At 33.8% G+C, this 24,412-nt stretch carries 21 protein-coding genes; 14 read left to right on the forward strand and 7 right to left on the reverse strand.

What is annotated here, in order from left to right; translation table 11 throughout:
- Window positions 1-36 precede the first annotated feature (36 nt).
- A complete protein-coding gene (locus G9F74_RS15930; protein ID WP_000427895.1) occupies window positions 37-597 on the reverse strand; it encodes a DUF1836 domain-containing protein in 561 nt (186 codons plus the stop codon).
- A gap of 164 nt (window positions 598-761) precedes the next feature.
- Here G9F74_RS15930 and trhA point away from each other — a divergent pair, with 164 nt between their 5' ends.
- Window positions 762-1,409: a PAQR family membrane homeostasis protein TrhA gene (trhA, locus tag G9F74_RS15935; RefSeq protein ID WP_000995372.1), complete on the forward strand. Its 648-nt coding sequence runs from the start codon at window positions 762-764 to the stop codon at window positions 1,407-1,409.
- Window positions 1,410-1,630: 221 nt separating this feature from the next.
- Window positions 1,631-2,647 carry a UDP-glucose 4-epimerase GalE gene (gene galE, locus G9F74_RS15940; RefSeq protein ID WP_000996156.1) on the forward strand — a complete coding sequence of 339 codons (1,017 nt, stop codon included), beginning with the start codon at window positions 1,631-1,633 and terminating at the stop codon, window positions 2,645-2,647.
- Window positions 2,648-2,814: 167 nt separating this feature from the next.
- Here galE and G9F74_RS15945 read toward each other — a convergent pair whose 3' ends face one another.
- Window positions 2,815-3,216 (reverse strand): hypothetical protein, encoded by a 402-nt coding sequence (locus tag G9F74_RS15945; protein ID WP_016107338.1) that lies wholly within the window; start codon window positions 3,214-3,216, stop codon window positions 2,815-2,817.
- 372 nt (window positions 3,217-3,588) lie between these two features.
- On the opposite strand from G9F74_RS15945, the gene G9F74_RS15950 reads away from it, so the two are divergent.
- A complete protein-coding gene (locus tag G9F74_RS15950) occupies window positions 3,589-4,179 on the forward strand; it encodes an AmiS/UreI family transporter (RefSeq protein ID WP_098623812.1) in 591 nt (196 codons plus the stop codon).
- Between the two features lie 94 nt (window positions 4,180-4,273).
- Complete coding sequence (locus G9F74_RS15955; protein ID WP_000847857.1) at window positions 4,274-5,167, forward strand: NAD-dependent epimerase/dehydratase family protein; 894 nt, start codon at window positions 4,274-4,276, stop codon at window positions 5,165-5,167.
- Between the two features lie 88 nt (window positions 5,168-5,255).
- Here G9F74_RS15955 and sodA read toward each other — a convergent pair whose 3' ends face one another.
- Window positions 5,256-5,882 (reverse strand): superoxide dismutase [Mn], encoded by a 627-nt coding sequence (sodA, locus tag G9F74_RS15960; protein WP_016107336.1) that lies wholly within the window; start codon window positions 5,880-5,882, stop codon window positions 5,256-5,258.
- 215 nt (window positions 5,883-6,097) lie between these two features.
- Between sodA and G9F74_RS15965 the strand changes: the two genes are divergently transcribed.
- Both G9F74_RS15965 and G9F74_RS15970 read left to right on the forward strand, forming a co-directional pair.
- Window positions 6,098-7,168, forward strand: coding sequence for a nitric oxide synthase oxygenase (locus G9F74_RS15965; RefSeq protein WP_000047638.1), 1,071 nt, complete (start codon window positions 6,098-6,100; stop codon window positions 7,166-7,168).
- A gap of 365 nt (window positions 7,169-7,533) precedes the next feature.
- Window positions 7,534-9,102 (forward strand): BCCT family transporter, encoded by a 1,569-nt coding sequence (locus G9F74_RS15970; protein ID WP_001242400.1) that lies wholly within the window; start codon window positions 7,534-7,536, stop codon window positions 9,100-9,102.
- A gap of 59 nt (window positions 9,103-9,161) precedes the next feature.
- Here the strand turns inward: G9F74_RS15970 and G9F74_RS15975 are convergent, their stop codons facing one another.
- The gene (locus tag G9F74_RS15975; protein ID WP_001028013.1) at window positions 9,162-10,457 is read right to left on the reverse strand and encodes an MFS transporter; all 1,296 of its coding nucleotides are present in this window, start codon (window positions 10,455-10,457) and stop codon (window positions 9,162-9,164) included.
- 327 nt (window positions 10,458-10,784) lie between these two features.
- On the opposite strand from G9F74_RS15975, the gene lytS reads away from it, so the two are divergent.
- The 6 genes from lytS to msrB all read left to right on the forward strand — a co-directional run bounded on the left by lytS (window position 10,785) and on the right by msrB (window position 16,981).
- Window positions 10,785-12,554 (forward strand): two-component system sensor histidine kinase LytS, encoded by a 1,770-nt coding sequence (gene lytS, locus G9F74_RS15980; protein ID WP_000933603.1) that lies wholly within the window; start codon window positions 10,785-10,787, stop codon window positions 12,552-12,554.
- Window positions 12,532-13,272, forward strand: a complete 741-nt coding sequence (locus G9F74_RS15985) for a LytR/AlgR family response regulator transcription factor (protein ID WP_000921837.1) — start codon at window positions 12,532-12,534, stop codon at window positions 13,270-13,272. Before lytS ends, G9F74_RS15985 begins: the two co-directional genes overlap by 23 nt.
- Before the next feature lie 132 nt (window positions 13,273-13,404).
- Window positions 13,405-13,836 carry an antiholin-like murein hydrolase modulator LrgA gene (gene lrgA, locus G9F74_RS15990; protein ID WP_000104898.1) on the forward strand — a complete coding sequence of 144 codons (432 nt, stop codon included), beginning with the start codon at window positions 13,405-13,407 and terminating at the stop codon, window positions 13,834-13,836.
- 34 nt (window positions 13,837-13,870) lie between these two features.
- Entirely contained in the window at window positions 13,871-14,563 is a 693-nt protein-coding gene (lrgB, locus tag G9F74_RS15995) for an antiholin-like protein LrgB (protein WP_000168869.1), read from the forward strand.
- A 317-nt stretch (window positions 14,564-14,880) separates the two neighbouring features.
- Entirely contained in the window at window positions 14,881-15,924 is a 1,044-nt protein-coding gene (locus G9F74_RS16000; RefSeq protein ID WP_001166022.1) for an AI-2E family transporter, read from the forward strand.
- Between the two features lie 91 nt (window positions 15,925-16,015).
- Window positions 16,016-16,981: a peptide-methionine (R)-S-oxide reductase MsrB gene (msrB, locus tag G9F74_RS16005; RefSeq protein WP_000290143.1), complete on the forward strand. Its 966-nt coding sequence runs from the start codon at window positions 16,016-16,018 to the stop codon at window positions 16,979-16,981.
- A gap of 28 nt (window positions 16,982-17,009) precedes the next feature.
- Here msrB and G9F74_RS16010 read toward each other — a convergent pair whose 3' ends face one another.
- Complete coding sequence (locus tag G9F74_RS16010; RefSeq protein WP_016107335.1) at window positions 17,010-20,126, reverse strand: efflux RND transporter permease subunit; 3,117 nt, start codon at window positions 20,124-20,126, stop codon at window positions 17,010-17,012.
- Window positions 20,127-20,278: 152 nt separating this feature from the next.
- On the opposite strand from G9F74_RS16010, the gene G9F74_RS16015 reads away from it, so the two are divergent.
- On the forward strand, window positions 20,279-21,151 hold the full coding sequence (locus G9F74_RS16015) for a TetR/AcrR family transcriptional regulator (RefSeq protein WP_016107334.1): 873 nt from the start codon (window positions 20,279-20,281) through the stop codon (window positions 21,149-21,151).
- A gap of 30 nt (window positions 21,152-21,181) precedes the next feature.
- On the opposite strand, the gene G9F74_RS16020 is transcribed toward G9F74_RS16015, so the two are convergent.
- Both G9F74_RS16020 and G9F74_RS16025 read right to left on the reverse strand, forming a co-directional pair.
- Window positions 21,182-22,153, reverse strand: a complete 972-nt coding sequence (locus G9F74_RS16020) for a glycosyltransferase family 2 protein (RefSeq protein ID WP_000413116.1) — start codon at window positions 22,151-22,153, stop codon at window positions 21,182-21,184.
- Window positions 22,154-22,189: 36 nt separating this feature from the next.
- Window positions 22,190-22,573 (reverse strand): GtrA family protein, encoded by a 384-nt coding sequence (locus G9F74_RS16025; protein WP_000413274.1) that lies wholly within the window; start codon window positions 22,571-22,573, stop codon window positions 22,190-22,192.
- 379 nt (window positions 22,574-22,952) lie between these two features.
- On the opposite strand from G9F74_RS16025, the gene G9F74_RS16030 reads away from it, so the two are divergent.
- A complete protein-coding gene (locus G9F74_RS16030; RefSeq protein ID WP_000439394.1) occupies window positions 22,953-24,392 on the forward strand; it encodes a glycosyltransferase family 39 protein in 1,440 nt (479 codons plus the stop codon).
- Window positions 24,393-24,412: the final 20 nt, after the last annotated feature.

Consider the following 24,412-nt stretch of genomic DNA (forward strand, 5'->3'; position numbering starts at 1 on the left):
AAACTATCCACTGTAACAGGTGGATAGTTTTTTTATTTACGATTCTTTTAAATCGTCCACTAACTTCTCTGCCAATCGTCTGTACATATTACTCATCGTCACGAAGGATGTTAGTAATAAAAACTTTTCTAGCTTTTGATCTTCTAAGGAGGAAATCTCATTTACTTCCCTAATACGGTTATTTACGTCCTGGTTAAAGGTTTCCACATTGGTTTCAGTAAGAGCAAGATAATCTTTATAGAGAGTATTTAATTCGAATGTATCATCGTTTAGTAAAGGTACATTTATATTTTCTAAGGAGCTTTTTATGTCATTAATGGAAAGGGCTCCTTTTAATTGGTAAATCAAGCTAATTAAAATCATATGCTCTTTTGAATACTTTTTATTTTTAATAGGGATGAATAGTTTCCCTTTTGCGTAATTGTTAATCATTGTTTTTGTTAATACTTTTTCATCATCAGTTCTTGTTGTATCCGCATAAGTATTCTCAAATAGTTGAACAACTTGGTCTACATATAAGTCGACATTTGGGATATCCTCAAGTTTAATATTTTTTTCTAAATGTAATGATTCAAGTAATTTATTTATATTTTCCACGTAAAACCCCTCACTTTTATCACTTAGTGGAACTGAATGTTTAGTATATCTTTAAATATGGTATTACGAAACAAGTGAATTGTAAATGTTGACTAGTATAAATAATGCGTATATAATTACATGTAGTTATTAAAACTACATGTAATTATATGAGGGGTGTTTATATGAATGCTTATGTAAGAGAACCGGTTAATGCATTTACTCACTTAGGAGGAGCTGTATTAGCATTTATTGCATTATTAGCTATGCTTGTGAAAGTTTCTGTTAAGATGCCATCTTTTGCTGCAATTACAGCTGTTATTTTATTCGGTATTGGGATGATGGTCCTTTATATGGCATCAGCTGTGTATCATAGTGTTGTAGCCAGTGAACGTGTTATTTATTTCTTTAGGAAGTTAGATCATTCTATGATTTTTATATTAATTGCAGGTACATATGCACCCTTTTGCTTAATTACATTAAGTTCAGCAAATGGTTTACTACTATTTTGTTTGGTTTATGCAACTGCGATTTGTGGTATTGTTTTTAAAATGTTTTGGTTTAATTGCCCAAGATGGTTATCGACAGGAATTTATCTTCTGATGGGTTGGTTAATTGTTCTATTCTTTGTACCGCTAGCTGAGAATTTAAGTACAGGAGGTATCCTTTTCTTAATACTTGGAGGTATTTTTTATACAATTGGTGGGTTTATTTACGGTGCTAAGCCAAAATGGTTGGAGTTTAAATATATGGGACACCATGAAATTTTTCATGTTTTCGTATTATTAGGAAGCCTGGCACACTTTTTAAGTGTATATTGTTACGTAATTTAACAAATCAGAACGTTTGGATAGCTTTTACTAAAATTTTTGGGTAATAAAAAATGATATAGAAAAATATAGATGTTGAAGAGCTACATAACTTAAAGGTTATGTAGCTTTTTATATAAAAGAAAATTTAAAATATTTAGAATTTATATCTTGGAATATGATAGGATAGATGTGTATTGAGATTATAAAATTTTATAATTGATGATAAGTGGGGGACTATATATATGGCGATACTTATAACGGGTGGAGCAGGATATATTGGTAGTCATACGTGTATAGAATTATTAAATAATAATTATAAAATTATAGTCGTAGATAATCTTTCAAATAGTTCAATAGAGTCTTTAAACCGAGTAAAAGAAATAACAGGGAAACAATTTAAATTTTATAATGAAAGTGTTTTAAATCGTGAAAAAATGAATGAGATTTTTTTGGGAAATAACATTGAAGCAGTTATTCATTTTGCTGGCTTCAAAGCAGTTGGGGAATCTACTACAATTCCGCTTACATATTATTATAATAATATTATAAGTACGATTATATTATGTGATGTAATGCAAAAACATAATGTGAAAAAATTTATTTTTAGTTCGTCTGCAACTGTATATGGAATTCCAAAAACATCACCAATTACGGAAGAATTTCCATTAAGCGTGACAAATCCATATGGGCAAACAAAGTTAATGATAGAGCAAATTATGCGTGATGTTGCAAAAGCTGATGGTGAATGGAGTATCGCGTTACTTCGTTATTTCAACCCATTTGGGGCGCATCAAAGTGGTCGTATTGGAGAAGATCCAAATGGGATTCCTAATAATTTAATGCCATATGTAACACAAGTAGCAGTAGGGAAGTTAAAGGAATTAAATATATTTGGAAATGACTATCCAACAAAAGACGGGACAGGTGTTCGTGATTATATTCACGTTGTTGACCTTGCAAAAGGGCATGTAAAGGCACTTGAGAAAGTGCTTGAAACTACAGGAATAGATGCATATAACCTTGGTACAGGGAAAGGGTATAGTGTATTGGAGATGGTTAATGCTTTTGAGAAGGTTTCGGGCAAAAAAATACCGTATAAAATTATCGGGCGTCGTCCTGGGGACGTAGCGATATGTTTTGCTGATGTATCTAAAGCGAAGCGAGAATTAGGATGGGAAGCGGAATATGGATTAGAAGAAATGTGTTTAGATTCTTGGAGATGGCAGGTAAATAATAAAAATGGCTATCAAATGATTTAAGGAGGATACTTTATTTTTATTGTATTTATGTATAATAAGGGAACCAAAGGTCAGTAATAGTTTTCGTTGAGGAAAAGAAAATGAAAGAGAGTATTACTGACCATAGCACTTCAATAGGAATTTAATCTATTGAATGCTTTTATAAATTGGTGATTTGGAAAGAGAACTTAATGAATTCGAACAAGTTGTTTATGATATACGGTATTACCTTCTTGGCTTGCGTATGGCGGTATGCTTCGTCCAAAACAATTTGCGATAATATTGGAGTGGCTAGGATAAGAAATACGAATTTCATACAAGTCAACAGCGTCACCTAAATCAGCATAAAAAACTGCTAAGTTGTTCCTTTGTGAAATATATGGAAATACTACTTCCGCATTTTCACCAATTAGTACAGGTAATTTTACAGGATTAGAATAGTTAGACCAATCCCAAACCTCTATACTTACATAGTGTGCGTAAAATGCATCTAAATTTACAATGTTTACTACTGCTGAAACAGTTGCAGGCTCTCTTGTTAATACACCTGTGGAGTGAAAAACAGGTTGATTTGGATAATGAAGAGGCATAAATATCAAACCTTCCTTAAAATGATATGATTGTACTATATTTTATGCTAGGCATTAGTAGAATGAGATAGGGAAAATGTATCATTCTATTCATTTTTTATAGAAATTAAAAACGTATGATTGAAAAGTATTCCAACACTTGTATCCTTGTTAGAGTCCGTTTATAATCAAGGAATCCTATTGCATATTTTGATAGGGTTATTTATTATTGAAAGCGTTTTAAGTTTGCTCTTTTTTAAGGTAGGAAGTCTGACTTATTCAGATGAAAAATTATGTATGTAGTTTTAAATGGGAAGAAAAATAATATAGGTATCACTTTAAAGTGTGGGGAGGTTAAAAGTGTGAAAAGATAAGATTTTCACACGAATATATATGGGTTATGTAGGATTATTACTTTCAGGTGCAGCTTTATTTTTAAATAGTCTTGTTATATTAGGAAAAGCAGAGATGAAAAGCGCAGGTGTTTTTAATTTATTTGTGGGGGCATTACAAATTATCATTCCGTTCTATTTGATTATGATTTCTGATCAAAGTAATTGGACGGTATATTCATATTCAGCTACCTTTTTATTTGGATTAACCTATTTATATGTAGGTGTTACTTTTATAAAGGGAATGGATAGTAGTGGTCTAGGATGGTTCTGTATTTGGGTAGCGATTATTGCTTTATTCTATATGGTCGTTTCATTTGTTCAATTCAACGATGTTGTTAATGCGTTAACATGGTTTATGTGGGCATTACTTTGGTATTTATTCTTTGTATTAAATACACAAAAAAAGAATATCAATCAATATCTTGGAAGAATTGCTTTCGTACAATCATGGGTAACATTGACACTGCCTTCACTCTTTTATTTTATGGGAGTTTGGGGAGAGGGATTTGTATATGAACTATGGGTTTATGTATCAGTAATTTCTATTTTATATTTCTGTTATTGTATTTTTAAATATCGAGTACGTTAATGCGTCATATGTAGAAAAAACATGGAATCGTTAAACTGATTCCATGTTTTTTTATTTTAGCATTTATAATAAGGGAGGTAGTATTTTACAATTTATGAAAACGGGGATGATGAAGGTGAAAAAAGTATTGGTACTAGGGGGAACAAGATTTTTTGGTAAACATTTAGTAGAAGTACTGTTGCAAGTTGGACATGATGTAACGATTGCGACGAGGGGAGTTACTAAAGATTCCTTTGGAAGTGCAGTAAAAAGAATCATCGTAGATAGAGAAGACGAAAAAGAACTAGCAAAGCGTTTAGAAGGTAAAAGTTATGATATTGTATACGATAATTTATGCTATAGCTCAAATGCAGCGAAGAGAGCATGTGAAGTGTTAAAAGGAAAAACTAAGAAGTATATTATGACATCTTCAATGGCTGTCTATGAGCCTGCGCTAGGTCTGTTAGAAGAGGACTTTAATCCATATGAGTATGCAATCACGTATGGAGATAGGAATGATTTTAATTATAGTGAAGGTAAGAGATTAGCTGAGGCAGTTGTATTTCAACATGCAGCATTCCCAGTTGTTGCAGTGCGTTTTCCAGTTGTTATTGGAGAAAATGATTATACGAAAAGATTACAATTTTACGTTGAACATGTTGTGAAACAAGAGCCTATCGTTGTGGATCATGTAGATGGAGATTTGGCATTTATACATGAGAAAGAAGCAGGAGAGTTTTTAGCTTGGTGTGGGATGGAAAACATAGAAGGGCCGATTAATGCTTGTAGCAACGGGGTAGTTTCTACCAGAGAAGTTATTCGTTTCATAGAAGAAAATACGGGGATAAAAGCTCTCATTCAAGAAGTAGGAGATAATAAAGCGCCTTATAATGAAGTAATTAATTGTACGTTACATAATGAAAAGGCTCGTGAATTGGGATTTCCATTCCGAGAGTTGAAACTAGAAATGAAAAATATTTTACGCCATTACATAAATACAATGAAGTAATCATAAATCCCCCGGTGGCAATCCGGGGGATTCTGGAGGATTTCGACAATACTGATTTTACATTACCAAATTTACCTTATACGCACGACTAATGTTTTTGTGATTGAATTGCTTGTAAATATTTCTCGTTTACCCGGTCCCAGTTCACTGTATGCCACCAGTTGGTAACAAACTCTGGGCGCCGATTTTGATACTTTAAATAATAGGCATGTTCCCATACATCAATGACGAGTAACGGGATCTTCCCTTCTTGCAAAGGTGTATCTTGATTCGGTGTGCTCATAACAGAAAGTTCTTCACCGTCAAGAACAAGCCATCCATATCCACTTCCAAAACGACTAATGGCCGCTTTGGACAGTTGGTCTTTTAAGTTGTCAAAGGTATTGAAATAATAATCAATTCCTTTTGCAACGTCTCCATTAGGATCGCCGCCACCTCGAGGGCTCATCACTTCCCAAAAAAGACTATGACAATAATGACCACCACCGTTATTTCTAACTGCTGTAATAATTTCCATTGGTAAATCATCCAAATTACATAGTAACTCTTCTAAAGATTTATTATGTAATTCAGTATAGTTTTCTAAAGCAGCATTTAAATTGTTTACATATGTCGCATGGTGCTTTCCGTGATGAATAGAAAGTGTATTGCTATCAATATATGGCTCTAATTCATCATAGTCATATGAAAGTTTTGGCAATTGAAATGAAGACATAATATTACCTCCTTTCTAGTTCGAAAGTTGCCCTAGGTAAAAATATTTTACCTGAGTCAAAAATACACTTATTTTTCATAGAAGTCAAGAGAGATTTCTATAATTTTCTGAAAATATTACAATAAAAGTAACACTTTCACTTTCGTTTGTGACTATTATCCTTTTTGCTTATACTGTAAATTAGTAGCGTTTGTTGAAATAGAAGGAGATTGTTTATGAGTAAAACGAAACAATTAATAGAGGAAGCGAGTAATTTTATTACTACTTGCTATAAAGAGCTTAATAAAGAGCAATTCATAGAAGAGCGTATAAAAGAAATTCACATGGAAATAGAGAGAACGGGAACGTATGAGCATACATTTGAAGAACTTGTTCATGGTTCGCGAATGGCATGGCGTAATAGTAATAGATGTATTGGAAGGTTATTCTGGAGTAAGATGCACATATTAGATGCACGTGAAGTGAATGATGAAGAAGGTGTATATAATGCGTTAATTCATCACATTAAATATGCAACGAACGACGGGAAAGTTAAACCGACAATTACAATTTTTAAGCAATATGAAAGTGAAGAAAATAATATACGAATTTATAATCATCAATTAATTCGATATGCAGGATATAAAACAGAAATGGGAGTAATCGGTGATTCTCATTCCGCTACATTTACGGATTTTTGTCAGGAACTTGGCTGGCAAGGAGAAGGTACGAATTTTGATGTATTACCGCTTGTATTTTCTGTTGATGGAAAAGAGCCTATATATAAAGAAATTCCAAAAGAAGAAGTAAAAGAAGTACCAATTGAGCATCCAGATTACCCAATCTCATCTTTAGAAGTGAAATGGTATGGAGTGCCGATGATTTCAGATATGCGTTTAGAGATTGGTGGTATTTCTTATACGGCAGCTCCGTTTAATGGATGGTATATGGGGACGGAAATTGGAGCTCGGAACTTAGCTGATCAGGATCGTTATAATTTACTTCCAGCAGTTGCAGAAATGATGAATTTAGATACATCAAGAAATAGCACGTTATGGAAAGACAAGGCATTAATTGAGTTGAACATTGCTGTATTATATTCATTTAAAAAACAAGGAATTAGTATTGTTGACCACCATACTGCTGCACAACAATTTCAGCAATTTGAGAAGCAAGAAGCTGCCTGTGGTCGCGTTGTAACAGGAAATTGGGTATGGTTAATACCGCCATTATCGCCAGCTGCCACTCATATTTATCATAAACCGTATCCGAATGATATTTTGAAGCCAAATTTCTTTCATAAATAATATTTAGTATAGGGGGGATTTCCTGTAAAATATAAAATTTTTTTAATTACTGTTATGTAGCAAATGGAAGCCTTTACTCTCGGTTATTTTTGGCAGGAGCTTTTTGAACCAGGGAGTTCCTTATGTTATAATCAAATTTCTGTTTCGAAGACCTTATAGACATATAAGGTCTTTTGTTTTGCTTTTTTATGTAAGAGGAATAGAATATTTCTTTTAAATAAGGGGTTTAGCATATTTTTAGGGACAACATAAGTATGTGGAAAATTGATGAATTATTATATTTATATAATAATTGTGTTTTGGATTTAAACAAGAAAACATAATAAAGTTGTTTTTTTAGATTGCTGAGGAAGGAGGATGTGTAAATGAGGATGAAGAATCAAAAAACAGATTGGCCTGTATTTCTTATTAGTGGTGGTTCGCTTTTATTATTTGTAATCGCAGTTTTCTTAAATAAAGGTTATGTAGAGGGAGCTATTAATCGCAGTTTTGCATTTTCAATTAAGTACTTCGGGGCTTTTTGGCAGATTTTATTGTTAGGTACATTTATTGTTGCGATGTGTATGGCATTCTCGAAATATGGGAAGGTCAAACTAGGTAATTTAGAAAAACCTGAGATTAGTACGGCAAAGTGGCTTGCTATTATTATGTCTACACTACTTGCCGGAGGTGGCGTTTTTTGGGCAGCGGCAGAGCCAATGTACCATTTGATGACGGTGCCACCAATACATGAAGGTATATCTGCTGGAACGAAAGAAGCAGTCATGCCTGCTTTAGCACAAAGTTATATGCATTGGGGATTTTTAGCTTGGACGATTTTAGGTACAATTAGTGCGGTAGTTATGATGTATGGACATTATCATAAAGGTATGCCGTTAAAACCTCGTACGCTTTTATATCCTATTTTTGGAGAGAAATTGCGAAAGAGTTTGCTTGGAACGATGATTGATGCATTTGCAATTATTGCAGTAGCTGCAGGAACAATTGGTCCGATCGGATTTTTAGGCTTACAAGCAAGTTATGGCTTACAAGCATTATTCGGAATTTCCGACGTGTTTACTACTCAATTAGCAATTATTATTTGTGTGGTAGCTGTTTCTACTATATCTGCGGTAACGGGTATTGATAAAGGGATTCAAATAATAAGTGATTTAAATGTTAAACTAGCGATTTTATTGATGGTGTTTGTGTTATTCTTTGGACCAGGTGGATTTATTATTGATTCATTTGTTTCTTCGTTTGGGTTTTATATAAATGAGTTTATACCAATGAGCACATACCGCGGGGATACAGGTTGGTTAGGATCTTGGACAATCTTTTTCTGGGGATGGTTTATTGGATATGGACCAATGATGGCAATTTTAGTAAGTCGAATTTCAAGAGGAAGAACGATTCGCGAAATCATCGTTGCAATTGGAATTATTGCACCTATTATTACAACGTTCTGGTTCACTATATTGGGGGGATCGGGTGTATTTTATGAATTAATGAAGCCTGGATCTATCTCGAACGCTTTAAGTGAATCTGGTATGCCAGCAGCTATGATTGCAATTACAGAGCAACTGCCACTATCTAATATTATTGGACCGGCATTTCTTTTATTAACAATTTTATTTGTAGTAACAACAGGAGATTCAATGGCTTATTCCATTTCAATGGCAGTGACTGGAGATGGAGATCCTAGAATTAGCTTGCGAATTTTTTGGTCACTTATTATGGGAGCAGTTGCAGCAATTCTTTTATATATGGGAGAAGGAAGCATTAATGCATTACAATCTTTCATTGTAGTGACAGCTGTTCCGGTATCAATTTTGTTATTCCCGATGCTGTGGCTGGCACCTAAAGTTGCAGGAGAATTAGCATTGAAGCAAGGCATTGTACAAGAAAAAGATAAAACTGCTTTCTTATTCCAGAAAGCTAGTAAATCAAAATGAATGATAAATAAACACTGAAAAGAGGAAGCATTTTAAATGAGATGCTTCCTCTTTTTCGTTTAGTCTAATACTTTTCCCTTTGTTTCTGGCACACATAATAACATTGTAATTAATCCGATTGGATAGATGATGAAAATTAAGGATAATGCTCCAAGTAAATTTCCGCCTGTAGCGAGTAAACCGATAATAACAGGGCCAAATCCAGCTAAACCACGTCCTGTACCGAAAATAAAGTTTTCCGCTGTAGAGCGAGCTTCGGCGGGATAGTTTTCAGCTAAAATGGCTCCGAATCCGCCCATCATTCCATTTGCAAAGAATCCGAGCAATGCACTTCCCCATAATAATAATGTTGAATCTGTGAATAGGAAGAAGTAAATAAGACAGTATATAGTACCACCGATATAATAGATTGCAAAAGTTTTACGACGACCAATTTTATCAGCCAGAATACCAAAGGTTGCAATTCCAATGAGCATGCCAATCGTAGAGATGAACATCCAACCGCTCGCCTTTGCTAATGTATAGTTATATTTATTTGCTAAAATAGTTGGCATCCATGTGAAAATCCCATAATATCCGAAGTTCTGGATAAACGACATAATAATAAGACCAATTGTTGTTATTGTTACTTTTTTATTTGCAAATAACTTTTTAAGTGGGAATTTTTTTATTTGTTTTAGATGTTCTGCTTCAGTAGTTGTTAAAATACCATCAGCTTCTTTTTGTAACAATTCCTTTTTGTAGCGTTGTTTTTGCTCCCATATTTTCGGTTCACTTAAACTTTTACGTACATAAACAGCTAGTAAAGCTGGAATTAGTCCGAATAAGAAAACAGCTCTCCATCCAAAATGCGGGACAATAAATGCTGGAAGAAGTGAAGCTACTAAAACACCAAATTGCCATCCAAGTGCAACGACCGATGTTGCCTTAGCACGCATTTCTTTTGACCATGTTTCAGTTACGATGGCCATTCCAATTCCGAATTCACCACCAACTCCCATTCCAACTAAAAAGCGAAGAATTAATAATTGCCAGTAATCTGTTGCGAAATAAATGAGTGCTGTTGCTAGTGAAAATAGTAAGATGGTGAAGGCCATTGTACGGATACGACCAAATAAATCAGCGATAAACCCAAATAAATAAGAACCAATTAGCATACCAATTGTCGTAGCTAATGTTAAGTTTCCACCTTCAACAGGGCTTAAATGAAACTCTTTTAAAATATAAACGAGTACGAAAGATAAGAGCAGCATATCTAAACCTTCTGCGGCGTATCCTAGTGCAGAACCAAACAGTGTTTTATATCTTTTCTCTTTCGTCTCCTCTGTTGTTTGTACATCAGTGGTAATGTTCATTATTATTCCTCCTTATTTTCTTCTACAGTCGCTATGGAAGAATAACAAAAGGCCTTCTCACCTGATATGATGAGAAGGCCAAAAAAGCATACGTATCTCTAAAAAAGAACATACGTATATTGTATTCCGACTTCCTTCTCAACCTCACGGGGTTGGGTTAAAGGACTGTATGATATTACTTTATTTTTAGCACTCTTCTATTACATTGTCAAATAAAGAGGAGATTTCCATGTGTAAAATATTTCAAAAAACATTTCATTCTTCTTGACGCCTACTTCGTTATTTTCCCATAATAAAACTAACTAAATAAAAAGGAATGAATCAAAGATGTTAAATTTAGTACTCATGATGATTGAACGCGTCGGACTTATCGTTATTTTAGGATTTTTACTCTCTCATATTAAAACGTTTAGGCGCCTTCTCCATAGGCAGGACGGATATGTAGATAAGCTTAAGCTTATTTGTATTTTTTCTGTGTTTACAATTGTAAGCAATTACACTGGTATTGAAATAGCAGGAAATACGATTATGAATGAAAATTGGCTACAAGGTGTTTCTTCATCAAGTACCATTGCGAATACACGTATTATGGGTGTGGGTATTAGTGGTTTACTTGGTGGACCAATCGTAGGAGTTGGGGTAGGAGTTATCGCTGGTATTCATCGTTATATGCTCGGTGGTACGACAGCGCTAAGTTGTGCAATTTCTTCTATTTTAGCAGGGATTATAACAGGGTATATCGGATACATTTTCAAAAAATATAACCGTACAATTACACCTAAGTTTTCAGCAATTTTAAGTGTTGTTATCGTTTCTTTAGAAATGATTATGATCCTATTAATTGTAGAGGATGGAATTAGTATTGTGAAAACAATTGCGATACCAATGATCCTTGTAAATAGTTTTGGAAGTTTTATTTTACTTTCTATGATACAAGCTATTTTGCGTCAGGAAGAGAACGCAAAGGCGCTTCAGACCCATAAGGTATTACGTATTGCTGATAAAACGTTACCGTATTTTCGCCAAGGCTTAACAGAAGAATCGTGTAAGCATGTGGCACAAATTATTCACCGCTTTACAGGAACAGATGCGGTATCCTTAACAGATACAGAGAAAATATTAGCTCATGTTGGATTAGCATCAGATCACCATATTCCTTCACATAGTTTAATAACTGGTTTATCGAAAGAAGTGTTAAACACAGGGAAAATAATGAAAGCAAAATCACGTGAGGTTATTAATTGTCAACATGAAGGTTGTCCTTTGCAAGCGGCGATCGTTATTCCACTCACTTCACATGGAAATACGATAGGGACATTAAAACTGTATTTTAAAAATCCTAACCAGTTAAGTCGTGTGGAAGAGGAATTAGCAGAAGGGCTGGCAAAAATATTCTCTACACAACTTGAATTAGGTGAAGCTGAATTGCAAAGCAAATTATTGCAAGATGCGGAGATAAAAGCATTACAAGCACAAATTAACCCGCACTTTTTATTTAATGCGATTAATACAGTATCAGCTTTATGCCGAACCGATGTAGAAAAAGCAAGGAAGTTATTATTACAGCTTAGTGTGTATTTCCGCTGTAATTTGCAAGGGGCACGTCAGTTATTGATTCCACTAGAACAAGAATTAAACCATGTACAGGCATACTTATCACTAGAACAAGCAAGGTTCCCAAATAAGTATGGAGTAAAGCTGTATATTGAGGAAGAGCTAAAGACAACTCTAGTACCACCATTTGTTCTTCAATTATTGGTTGAAAATGCATTGCGGCACGCTTTTCCAAAGAAACAACCAGTATGCGAAGTAGAAGTGCATGTGTTTGAAAGAGAAGGTATGGTTCACTTTGAAGTGAGGGATAATGGGCAGGGAATTGAGATAGAACGTTTAGAACAATTAGGGAAAATGGTAGTTTCATCAAAGAAAGGGACTGGAACAGCTTTATATAATATTAATGAACGTCTAGTCGGTTTATTTGGGAAAGACACGATGCTTCATATTGAAAGTGAATTAAATAAGGGGACGGAGGTTACCTTTATAATTCCAAAAAAAGTAGGGGAGGAAGAACGGGTTGTTAAAAGTATTAGTAGTTGATGATGAGATGTTAGCACGTGATGAGCTAAAATATTTATTAGAAAGAACGAAAGAAGTTGAGATAATTGGTGAGGCTGATTGTGTGGAAGACGCATTAGAGGAACTAATGAACCATAAACCAGATATTGTATTTCTGGATATTCAATTATCCGATGATAATGGATTTGAAATCGCAAATATATTAAAAAAGATGAAAAATCCTCCTGCGATTGTATTTGCAACGGCCTATGATCAATACGCATTACAAGCATTTGAAGTAGATGCGTTAGATTATATTTTAAAACCATTCGATGAAGAACGCATTGTACAGACATTGAAGAAATATAAAAAGCAAAAACAAGCGAAAATAGAAACGAAGCAAGAAATAAAGGGGACAGATGTAACAGCAGAGATGCATAAATTAGCATTGCCAATTGAGGAATCAATCGTACTTGTAAATATTGAAGATATTATATATGTAGGACTCGTAGATGGGAAAGTAACAGTAAAAACAATGAGGGAAACATATGTAACACACGATACACTTGTAATTTTGGAAAAGAAGTTACCACAAACAAGTTTTATGCGTGTTCATCGTAGTTTTATTGCAAATATTAATCATATTACAGAAGTGCAGCCGTGGTTCAATTCTACTTATAATTTAATTATGAAAGAAGGATCAAAAGTACCTGTTAGCCGTACATATGCAAAAGAACTTAAAAAGCTGCTTCGTATTTAAGAAGCAGCTTTTGTATTTCATCCTCTTATTTTTGTAACTGATTCTGTATATGTGACGCTCTGTTTTGTAAACGCTTACCAAAACGTGTACATCTTATACAATAAAGGTACCAAATCGAAAGAGGTGGCCAAAATGAGTACGAAAAAAGTATATAGTTTTTTATCACAAGCATTCATATTCTCAGCTATTATGTTAATTTCTAATATTATTGCAACACATTTACCAATTCCGATGCCTTCATCGGTAATCGGGTTAGTCATTTTATTTAGTCTATTATGCTTAAAAGTTATTAAATTAGAGCAGGTTGAATCACTCGGAACAGCTTTAACAGGTATTATCGGATTCCTTTTCGTCCCATCAGGTATTTCAGTTATTAATTCTCTTGGTGTAATGGGACAATATTTTGTACAAATACTAACTGTAATTGTTGTCGCAACAATTATTTTACTCGCTGTAACAGGGTTATTTGCACAATTTATTTTAGGAAAAGATGACAAAGAAACAAAAGATACAAAAGAATTGAAAGTAGTCAATAAAGGACGCAAGCACGGAAAAGTTGCGTAACCATTTTAGTATATATTGTTAGGGGGTAATGAACATGGCAAGTACAATGACTCCATATTTCGGAATCGTCGTTTCATTAATCGCATACGGAATCGGCACATTATTATTTAAGCACTCAAAAGGATTCTTCTTATTTACACCGTTATTCGTGGCAATGGTATTAGGGATTGTCTTTCTAAAGGTAGGTAATTTTACTTTTGAAGAATATAATACTGGCGGAAAAATGATTAGTTTCTTCTTAGAGCCAGCAACAATCGCATTTGCCATTCCATTATATAAACAAGTTGATAAGTTAAAAAAATATTGGTGGCAAATTTTATCGGCTATCGTGGTTGGATCTATTTGTTCAGTAATTGTCGTATTCATTGTAGCAAAGGCAATTGGTTTAGATACAGCAGTAATGAATTCAATGTTACCACAGGCAGCAACAACAGCAATTGCATTACCAATCTCTGAAAGTATTGGTGGTATTCCAGCCATAACATCGTTTGCAGTTATTTTTAACGCAGTTATCGTATACGCATTAGGAGCATTATTTTTAAAAACATTTAGAGTGAAACATCCAATTGCGAAAGGTCTAGCACTTGGAACAGCAGGTCATGCATTAGGTGTTGCGGTAGGAATTGAAATGGGTGAAGTAGAGGCAGCTATGGCAAGTATTGCTGTAACAGTAGTTGGGGTTGTAACAGTTGTCGTCATACCGATGTTCATGCCATTCATTGGATAGTAAAACTTACTTAAAAAATGAGAAAAGCAAGCTATTTGTAGGACACATTCCTACTGATGGCTTGCTTTTTATGTTACAGTAGTGGTAAGACCTATTGTTAGCAAAATGCAAGTTTCCTTAAATCTTCATTAATACTGTGTAGAATACGTTTTGAATTAGGTCATTGTATTGTAAAATAAGAAGTAAGCTACTGTATGGTTTTAGGAATTATATGATAGCTCATCTTCATATGAATGAATAAATTATAGGTAGAAAATAGAGAGAAATCTACTTATTAACGTTTTACTTTATAGGACAGGAGAGAGTACTCGTCGATTATGCAAATAAAAAACCTGTTTCAAAGCAAAGGATTTCAGAGGTTACTCGTATTAGTAATACTTGCTCTCGTGTTATATGGGTTGCAAAGTATGTTGAATTTAATATTAATTACGTTTATTCTTACGTATTTAATGGATCGATTCCAAAAGTTTATTTCTCGCAAATTAGATAATTTTATGCCCATTAATCGAAAACTCATTATAGCATTTCTATACGTAATGTTAATTGGTGGAATTGCTATTACACTATTTAAATATTTACCAGTATTAACGATACAAATTTCACAATTGATTTATCAATTTAACGTATTTTTAAGAAATCCACCGGATAGTGAATTGATTAAGTATGCGGTTAATGCTGTCAATCATATGGAACTTTCGAAATACGTAGGACAAGGCGTAGACATTTTGTATAAATCTATTACGAATGTTGGGAAGTTCGGTCTTCAAGTTTTACTTTCTTTAATTTTAAGTTTATTTTTCTTGTTGGAAAAGGCCCGTATCGTTGCTTTTACTGCAAAGTTTAAAGAAAGCAGGCTTGCAATTTTCTATCATGAAATTGAGTACTTCGGAAAGAAATTTGCACGTTCATTTGGAAAAGTAATTGAAGCACAATTTTTAATTGCGGTTGTTAACTGTGTTTTATCTGTTATTGCATTATGGATATTAGGATTTCCACAATTATTAGGTTTAGCGTTAATGATCTTCTTACTTGGTTTAATTCCAGTAGCTGGGGTTATTATTTCGTTATTCCCGCTTTGTATGATTGCTTACAATATCGGCGGTATTATGTACGTTGTTTATATTTTAATTATCGTAACAGTTATTCATGCACTTGAAAGTTACGTATTGAATCCGAAGTTTATGTCCCAAAAAACAAATTTACCGATTTTCTATACGTTTATGGTATTAATTTTCTCAGAGCACTTTTTAGGTGTGTGGGGACTTATTATCGGTATTCCGATCTTCATTTTCTTATTAGATGTTTTAGATGTAACGAGTGATGAAATGGAGAGGGATATTGAAAAAAATAGAGTGAAGTAAAGAAAAAGCATCGATATTCGATGCTTTTTCTTTTATAACATTATGTTTCTTATGCCATACTGTAAGAAGAATATAGAATAGGGGTGAAATAATGGCTGTAAATGAAAAGATAGAATTGGCTACATTTGCTGGCGGGTGCTTCTGGTGCATGGTTTCGCCATTTGAAGAGATGGAAGGTATTATAAAGGTTGTTTCTGGCTATACAGGTGGTCATAAAGAAGATCCAACCTATAAAGAAGTTTGTTCAGAAACGACGGGACATTATGAAGCGGTACAAATTACATTTGATGCAAATAAAATGCCGTATGAAGAGTTGCTTCAAATATATTGGAGACAAATTGATCCAACTGACGTCGGCGGACAATTCCATGACCGTGGACAGTCTTATGAAACAGTGATTTTTTATCATAATGAAGAACAACAGAAAAAGGCAGAGGCTTCAAAAGAAGAACTTGCGAAGAGTGAGCGCTTTTCAAAGCCAATTGCGACAAAAATATTGCCAGCTGCTACATTTTATCCAGCTGAAGAATATCATCAAGGATATCATAAGAAAAATACATTCCGCTATGAGTTATATCGTAAAGGATCGGGACGAGATGCTTTTATTAAGCAACATTGGCCAAAGGATAATGCTCATTTAAAAGAAAAACTCAATGAGATGCAGTTTTATGTAACACAGGAAAACGGTACAGAACCACCATTTCGAAATGAGTATTGGAACCATCAAGAAGAAGGTCTTTATGTAGATATCGTTTCAGGCGAGCCATTGTTTACTTCTATAGATAAATTTGATAGTGGATGTGGCTGGCCGAGCTTTACGAAACCGGTGATGTCAGCTAGTGTGAAAGAAAAAATGGATGTTAGTCATAATATGACGCGCACGGAAGTGAGAAGTAAGGAAGGAGATTCACATCTTGGGCATGTATTTCCAGACGGCCCAGGACCAAATGGCCTTCGTTATTGTATAAATTCAGCAGCTCTTCGATTTATCCCAAAACGGGAGTTAGAGAAAGAAGGATATGGGGATTGCCTAATCTTGTTTGGAGATAAAAAATAACCTCGCTAATTGCGAGGTTATTTTTTTATTATTTTACTTTTTTCTTTTTAAACTTGCTTAATACTTCATAAACGATTGGAACGATAAGAAGTGTTAATAACGTTGAACTTGTTAATCCACCAATTACTGTTACACCAAGTCCTTTAGAAATTAAGCCGCTGCCTTCGAATCCTAATGCAAGCGGGATAAGAGCCCCGATTGTTGCAATTGCAGTCATTAAAATTGGACGAAGGCGTGTAGCACCAGCTTCTAGTAATGCTTCACGTGTGGATAAACCTTCATTTTCTTTATGAATAACACGGTCAATAAGCACGATTGCGTTTGTTACAACGATACCAATTAACATAAGCGCACCAATCATTGCAGATACACTTAACGTTTCACCAGAGATTAGTAAGGCAACGAGTGCACCAATGATTGTGAATGGTAGCGAGAATAAGATCGCAAATGGTGCAAGGGCACCACCAAATGTAACGACAAGAACGAAGTATACAATGGCAATCGCAGCTAACATCGCTAAGCCAAGTTGTTTGAATGATTCTTGAATATCCTTTGTAACGCCTCCCATAGAAACGTCTACACCAGAAGGAAGATCCATTTTATCTACTTCTTTTTGAACTGCAGCAGATGCTTTTGAAACGTCATCCGATGTTAATTTCGCACTAACTTCTGCATAAACGCGACCATCACGATGTTTTACTGTGTTAGAAGTTTCACCTTCTTTTACAGTCATCACATCTTTAACAGCAATTTCATTGCCAAGTGGTGTTGTAATTTTTCGATTTGTTAAATCATCGATTGTATCATAATTTTGTTTTTCAGCTTCTACATATACATTTACATCTTTACCGTCTTTTTTAATTGTTGTTAAAACAGGGCGATCATGTTGATTAGAAAGACCCATTCCAATTTGAGCGGCCGTTAGACCCATTTTACTTAGCTTTTCTTGATCTGCTACTAAAGTGTACTCTGCATATGTTTTTGCAATACTAGAGTCTATGTCTTTTAAATCTTTGTTTTTCTTCATGATATTTTGAAGATCTTTTACGACAGGCTTAATGTCTTCCGAGCTATCTCCGTAAACGTATAGTTTAATTTCATTACTACCGCCACTTGCTCCGAAATCTTGGTTTTTCCATTCGCCTTTTCCAGACATCTTTTGTAAATCTTTCACGACTTGTTCTTTTTCTTTTTCAAAGTTTTTCGTATCGTTATCATATTGAACGAAGAACATTGCTTGATTTGATTGACCAGGACTCATTGGGTTTTCGCCACCTAATGAGAATTGAATTGTTTTGACGTCTTTATTATTTTGGAAGTGCTTCTCAGCTTTCGTTGCAATTTTTTCAACGTCTTCTAATGTTTGACCTGGCTCTGGATTGTATGTTGTAATAATCATTTTTTCTTCTTCAGAAGGTAAGAAGCTTACACCGATAATCGGCACAAGTGCGAGACTACCAACTAATAGAAGGACAGCGATACTTGATGTAATGATTTTATGATTTAAAGCCCATGCAAGTATGCGTTTATAACCGTTTGCTAATTTACTTGGTTTCTCTTCATGATGTACTTCTTTTTCTCTCATGCTCTCTTTTTTAAATAAAGAATGAGCTAGCATTGGTACGATTGTAACTGCTACTAGTAACGATGCTAATAAAGCGAAGACGATAGTTAAGGCGAATGGTAAGAACATTTCACCAATCATACCTTTTACAAGTCCAAGAGGTAAGAATACAGCAATGGTTACAATAGTAGAAGACATAATTGGGACAAACATTTCCTTCGTAGCTTCACGAATTAAATCTTTTCCGCGTAGTTTCTCTTCTGATAACGACATTCTTCGGTAAATATTTTCAATAACAACAATTGAGTCATCGACAACGCGTCCGATAGCGACTGTCATTGCTCCAAGCGTCATAATGTTAAGGGTAATATCCATTTGCTTTATAACTAAAACAGCAATTAATAAAGAAAGTGGTATAGAAACGACAGAGATTAATGTTGTTCGGATATTTCGTAGGAACAACATAATAATAACAATCGCAAAGATAGCCCCGAAAATTGCTTTGCTAAGCATTGTTTCAACCGATTTCTCAATCGGTGCACCTTGGTCGAATGTTGAGATGATTTCTAAGTCTTTATATTTTTTCTCAAGGTCTTTTACTTTATCTTTCACTGCATTTACAACATCAACCGTATTTGCATCAGCAGCCTTCACAATTTGAATTCCAATGGCTTCTTTTCCATTCGTTCGAGAAATAGATTCTGCTTTCCCAACTTCTTTAATGTCAGCAATTTCGTCTAATGTAACTGTTGGAATTCCATTCATAGCGGCTGGATTCATTTGCGGCGTTTGTGCACCGGCTCCAGCATTTTGATTACCTTGAGCGCTAGGTGCTGAAGGTACAGCTGGGATTTTTAGCTCTTTTAATGCTTTAATTGTTGTAATATTTCCATCTACAATAACTGATTTTTCCGTGTCTTTAAATGTATATAAGCCAAGTGGTAAAGATACATCCGATCCTTTAATCACATTTTTTACAGTATCTTCACTTAAACCTAATTCTTTCATCTTATCTTTCTTGAAAACAAGTTGTACTTCATCTACTTGTTGACCTGAAATTTGAACAGATGCAACACCATCAAGTCCTTTTAATCCTGGAACAACATTTTTTTCTACATTTTCTGTTAACGTAGCTAAAGATTCATTTTTACTTGCTACACTTAACGAAATAACAGGAAAGGCATTAAAGTTTACTCGTGAAACTTTCGGATCTTTTACGCCTTCAGGAAGTTTCACATTCGCGAGAGCTTCTTTAATTTCTGTTTCGGCCTTTTCCATATTTTTATCAAAATCATACTCTACTTGAATAGAAGATGCGTTTTGAAAAGATGATGAACTCACAACGTTTACACCGCTTAAATTTTGCAATTGCTCTTCCATCGGTTTTGAAACTTTGTCAGCTACTTCTTCTGGTGTAGCACCAGGATAAACCGTAGTTACTGTTACAACAGGTGTTGTAATATCAGGAATTGTTTCCAGTTTCATATTAAGCCCAGAATATATCCCTGCAATGGTAACAATAATGGTTAGTAGCCAAACTGCGAACTTATTTTTTAATGAGAAATTGATGATTTTGTTCATGTTTGCGCTCCCTTTATATCGTATTGACCAACTGGTCAGTCTAATACATAATATAACTGACTGATTGGTCAGTAGTCAATGAAAAGAGATGGTATAATAAAATCAAATTCGAGTTTATAATATGATGCGAGATTAAACGTAGGAGAGAAGATATGAAAGAAAAAGAGCGCTTAATTATAGAGATGGCTATGAAGTTATTTGCGACTAAGGGTGTAAATGCGACATCAGTGCAGGAAATTGTGACAGCTTGTGGTATATCTAAGGGAGCTTTTTATTTATACTTTAAATCGAAAGATGAGCTTTTATTAGCAACACTTCGATATTATTATGACAAGATTCAAAATAAAATGACGGATATTGAAAAAGAATCACTATTACCGCGTGAAAAATTTGAAAAACAATTGTGCTGCCAGTTTAATGATATACAAAAGCATAAGGAATTTATTATTATGCATGCGAGGGAAAATGCTATTCCATTTAATAAAGAAGTAGAAGAATTTATGATGCGGATGAAATTGGAATCTCATGCATTTTATCGAAATAGTTTGTTGTCTATTTATGGTGACAAGGTTATGCCGTATTTATTAGATTTAGTAATTATGGTAGAAGGGATCTGCCGTGGATATTTAGAATTAATTATTTTACAAGCGCCAGAAATTGATTTGTCCTATGTATCGGCTTTTATTTTAAAAAGGGTGGATCATTTAGTAGATGGACTTATAGAATCTTCGGAAGAACCTGTTTTACATGAAGAAAGACTTGGAGAGTTTCTTTGTAAATCAGAGCTTATTAAAGAACAAGTTAAGGAGCATTTTTTAAAAGAAATAATTGTTTTTAAGCGTACATTAGCTGATCAATTAGAAGATGATGAATTACTTATTACGCTAGATGTTTTAGAGGCAGAAATGAGATTGCCAAATCCAAGGGTCCCAGTCATTCAAGGGATGTTGTCTAATTTAGATGTATACCCAAATTTAAAAGAGTTCCGTTTGAGACTTATGGGGTATTACAATATAAAAAGGTAACAATGATAGTTTTCATTGTTACCTTTTTTATTATGCATTCACTTTTTCTTTTTTCTGTGCAGCCTCTTCTTGTTCAATATTGATTGTCTCTTTCACGATATAAATCGGACGGTTTTTACTTTCGTCATAAATACGAGCAATATACTGACCGACGATTCCAAGACCAAGTAACTGAATACCGCTAAAGAATGTAATAGCAACCATAATGGATGCCCAACCTGTTTGAGTACCATCACCGATGATTTTCACAGTAATTGTATACAGCAAGACAATTATAGAAATGAGAACTGATAATAAGCCTAAAGACATAACAATTCGTAACGGTTTTGTCGAAAAGGCAATGATACCATCTGATGCAAATTTAATCATTTTCTTTAATGGATATTTTGTTTCACCAGCAAAACGCTCGTCACGTTCATATTCAACATACGTTTGGCGGAAGCCAACCCAAGACATCATACCGCGAATAAAGCGATTTCGTTCTGTCATTTGATTGAACACATCAGCAACTTTGCGATCGATGATTCGGAAATCACCTGTATCTTTTGGGATATCGATATCAGACATATAGTTTAAGAATTTATAGAAATATTTAGCAGTTAAAAGTTTAAACCAAGTTTCACCTTTACGTTGTTTACGTTTTGCATAAACAACTTCATATCCTTCTTCCCATTTGGCAATAAGCTCAGGAATAACTTCTGGTGGATCTTGTAAATCTGCATCTATAATTACAATAGCGTCACCTTTTGCAGCAGCAATACCCGCTGTAACAGCTACTTGGTGTCCGAAGTTACGTGCAAAATTAACAATTTTTGTACGGTAATCATTTGCTGCAATCTCAGATAAAATGTCCATTGTACGATCTGTACTGCCATCGTTTACAAAGACAAATTCATAATTAATATTATTTTGAAGCATAACGGACTTTAAACGATTATAACATTCCTGTGCTACTTCTTCCTCGAAGTACATAGGAACTACAACCGAAATTAATTTTTCCATGTTGTATCCTCCGTAGTTTTAATAAGTTGCTTAAGTTTAATTGGTAGCCTGTTCAGTTTGGTTGAATGTCCAAATTTTATTAAGGATAAAATTTATAACCATTCCAACACCAATTGCGAAGATTTGTGCAATAAATGCATTAAAGGTAAGTTTATCTACTAATATAAACAAACATAATGTATTAAAAGCCAATACAATTAAATTTACAGTTAGAAATTTAAAGAACATTGACGTGCTTTTATTATTAGGTTTAAACACCCAATTTTTATTCCAATAATAGCTATTGGCAACACCAATTAAATAGGCAATGGTATTCGCAACAAGATAGTTCATCCCGAGCTTTACCAATATCCCAAAACTAATAATTGTAATGAGTGTATTAAAGATTCCTACTAAACCAAACTTTAAGAGTTTTTCCATAATATTATCCTCATTTTTATAGAATATATAAATAAAATAGGTGAACAGCGTTATTGTTTATATTTCACAATTACCAATTATAACATAGTTTGTATTAAGGTGTTATATGTTTTAAATGGATGTTATTTTGAAATTATAGAATAGTTTTTCTAATAATTAAGGAATTGTTATTTATAATTTGAATACTGCGTAATATAAAATCAAATATGGAAATTATGATTATATTAAGGTATAGTAGCAGGTAGTGTAATTCAAATATATTTTTTGAATGTGCGTCATTAATCAAAGAGTATAGAATGGATAGGAATAGACACTATAAAATTATATTTTGGGAAAATATAATTTTTTTTTTTATAAATAGTTTAAGGAGTGAGTTTTGGTGGAAAGGTTTTCAACAGGGTTATCAACTTTTTCTACGCGTGCTGTATATGGCATTTATAGTTTTTTCGTTGCTATATTAATTTTCGATTATTTCTCAAATACTGGAAAATATAATTATGTAATGATACTAGTCGGATTTTTATTTTTATGTACGATCGGAAACTTTATACTTAGAAAGGGATCGCTATATCTTGAAAGAGTAAACGAGAAAATATGTCTTTCGGCATTGTTAATTCTTTGTGTAATAGTTAAATCGGCATGGATTCTTACCTACAAGATTCATCCAATTGGTGATTATGCAACCTTTTTCTATACTGCAGAGGCGTTAGGACAAGATTTTGTTATTAGCAGTAGATATGTAGCGTTATTTCCACATATTTTTGGTTATGCTTCATTCTTAAGTATTTTTCTAAAAATATTCGGGTCAAGCTATATGATTCCACCTATTATTAATGTTGTTTTAACTACAATATCAATGGGATTAATATATTTTATAGCTAGAAAAATTGGTGGAGTGAGAACAGCTATAACAGCGAGTGTTTTATGGATTCTCTTGCCATCGCAAACAATTTATAATATGTTTGCAATTTCAGAACCGTTTTATTGTACAATATTGTTATTAACTTGGGCAATTATGTTAGTTATTCATGAGAAATTCCAAAATATAACTATTAAAAAGATTGTTGTGTACTCAATTCTATTAGCTGTATTACTTGCTTTAATGAATATGGTAAGGCCAATTGCAGCAGTACCAATTATAGCTTTAGCAATATGGATGTTTATTATAGATACAAAACATATCGGTAATAAAAAGATGCTTATTAACAAGATAACTTATGTAGGTGTTATCGTTATTACATACTTAATGCTCTCTTCGGCAATAAATCATTATATAACATTACGTTTAGGTGAAGATATAGCATCAGTACCAGGGTACAATATTCATGTAGGATTTAATAAGGCGGCTTCAGGATCATGGAACCAAGCCGATTCAGACCTACTATTTTATTACAGTGATAAACCAGGATGGAGCGCAGACGATGCTCAAAAACAAATGCTCGAAGAAGCTAAAAAGAGGATAAAAAACGATAATATAGATTTCGGGAAACTATTTTATGATAAATTTATTATCTTTTTAGGTAACGATAGTCAAGCTGTCTCATATGCAGGGCCAGGACTAGATCATGAAGTACGATATAATATAATAACGAATGTTTTTTATTACTTTTTACTAGCTACTTCATTGTTCGGAGCATTATTAGCTATAAAAAACAAAAATAAATCTTCACTTTTCATTATTTGTTTATATACAATTGGGCTAACAATGGCACAAATGATAGTAGAAGTGGCACCGAGATATCATTATTCAGCTACAATACCTATGATACTTCTAGCTGCTTTTGGTATTAATTATATATACAACAAAAAAGAGATGTAGATATAGTAAAAGGATAAATA

This window comes from Bacillus sp. EKM202B (assembly GCF_011066025.1).
Lineage (GTDB): Bacteria > Bacillota > Bacilli > Bacillales > Bacillaceae_G > Bacillus_A > Bacillus_A toyonensis.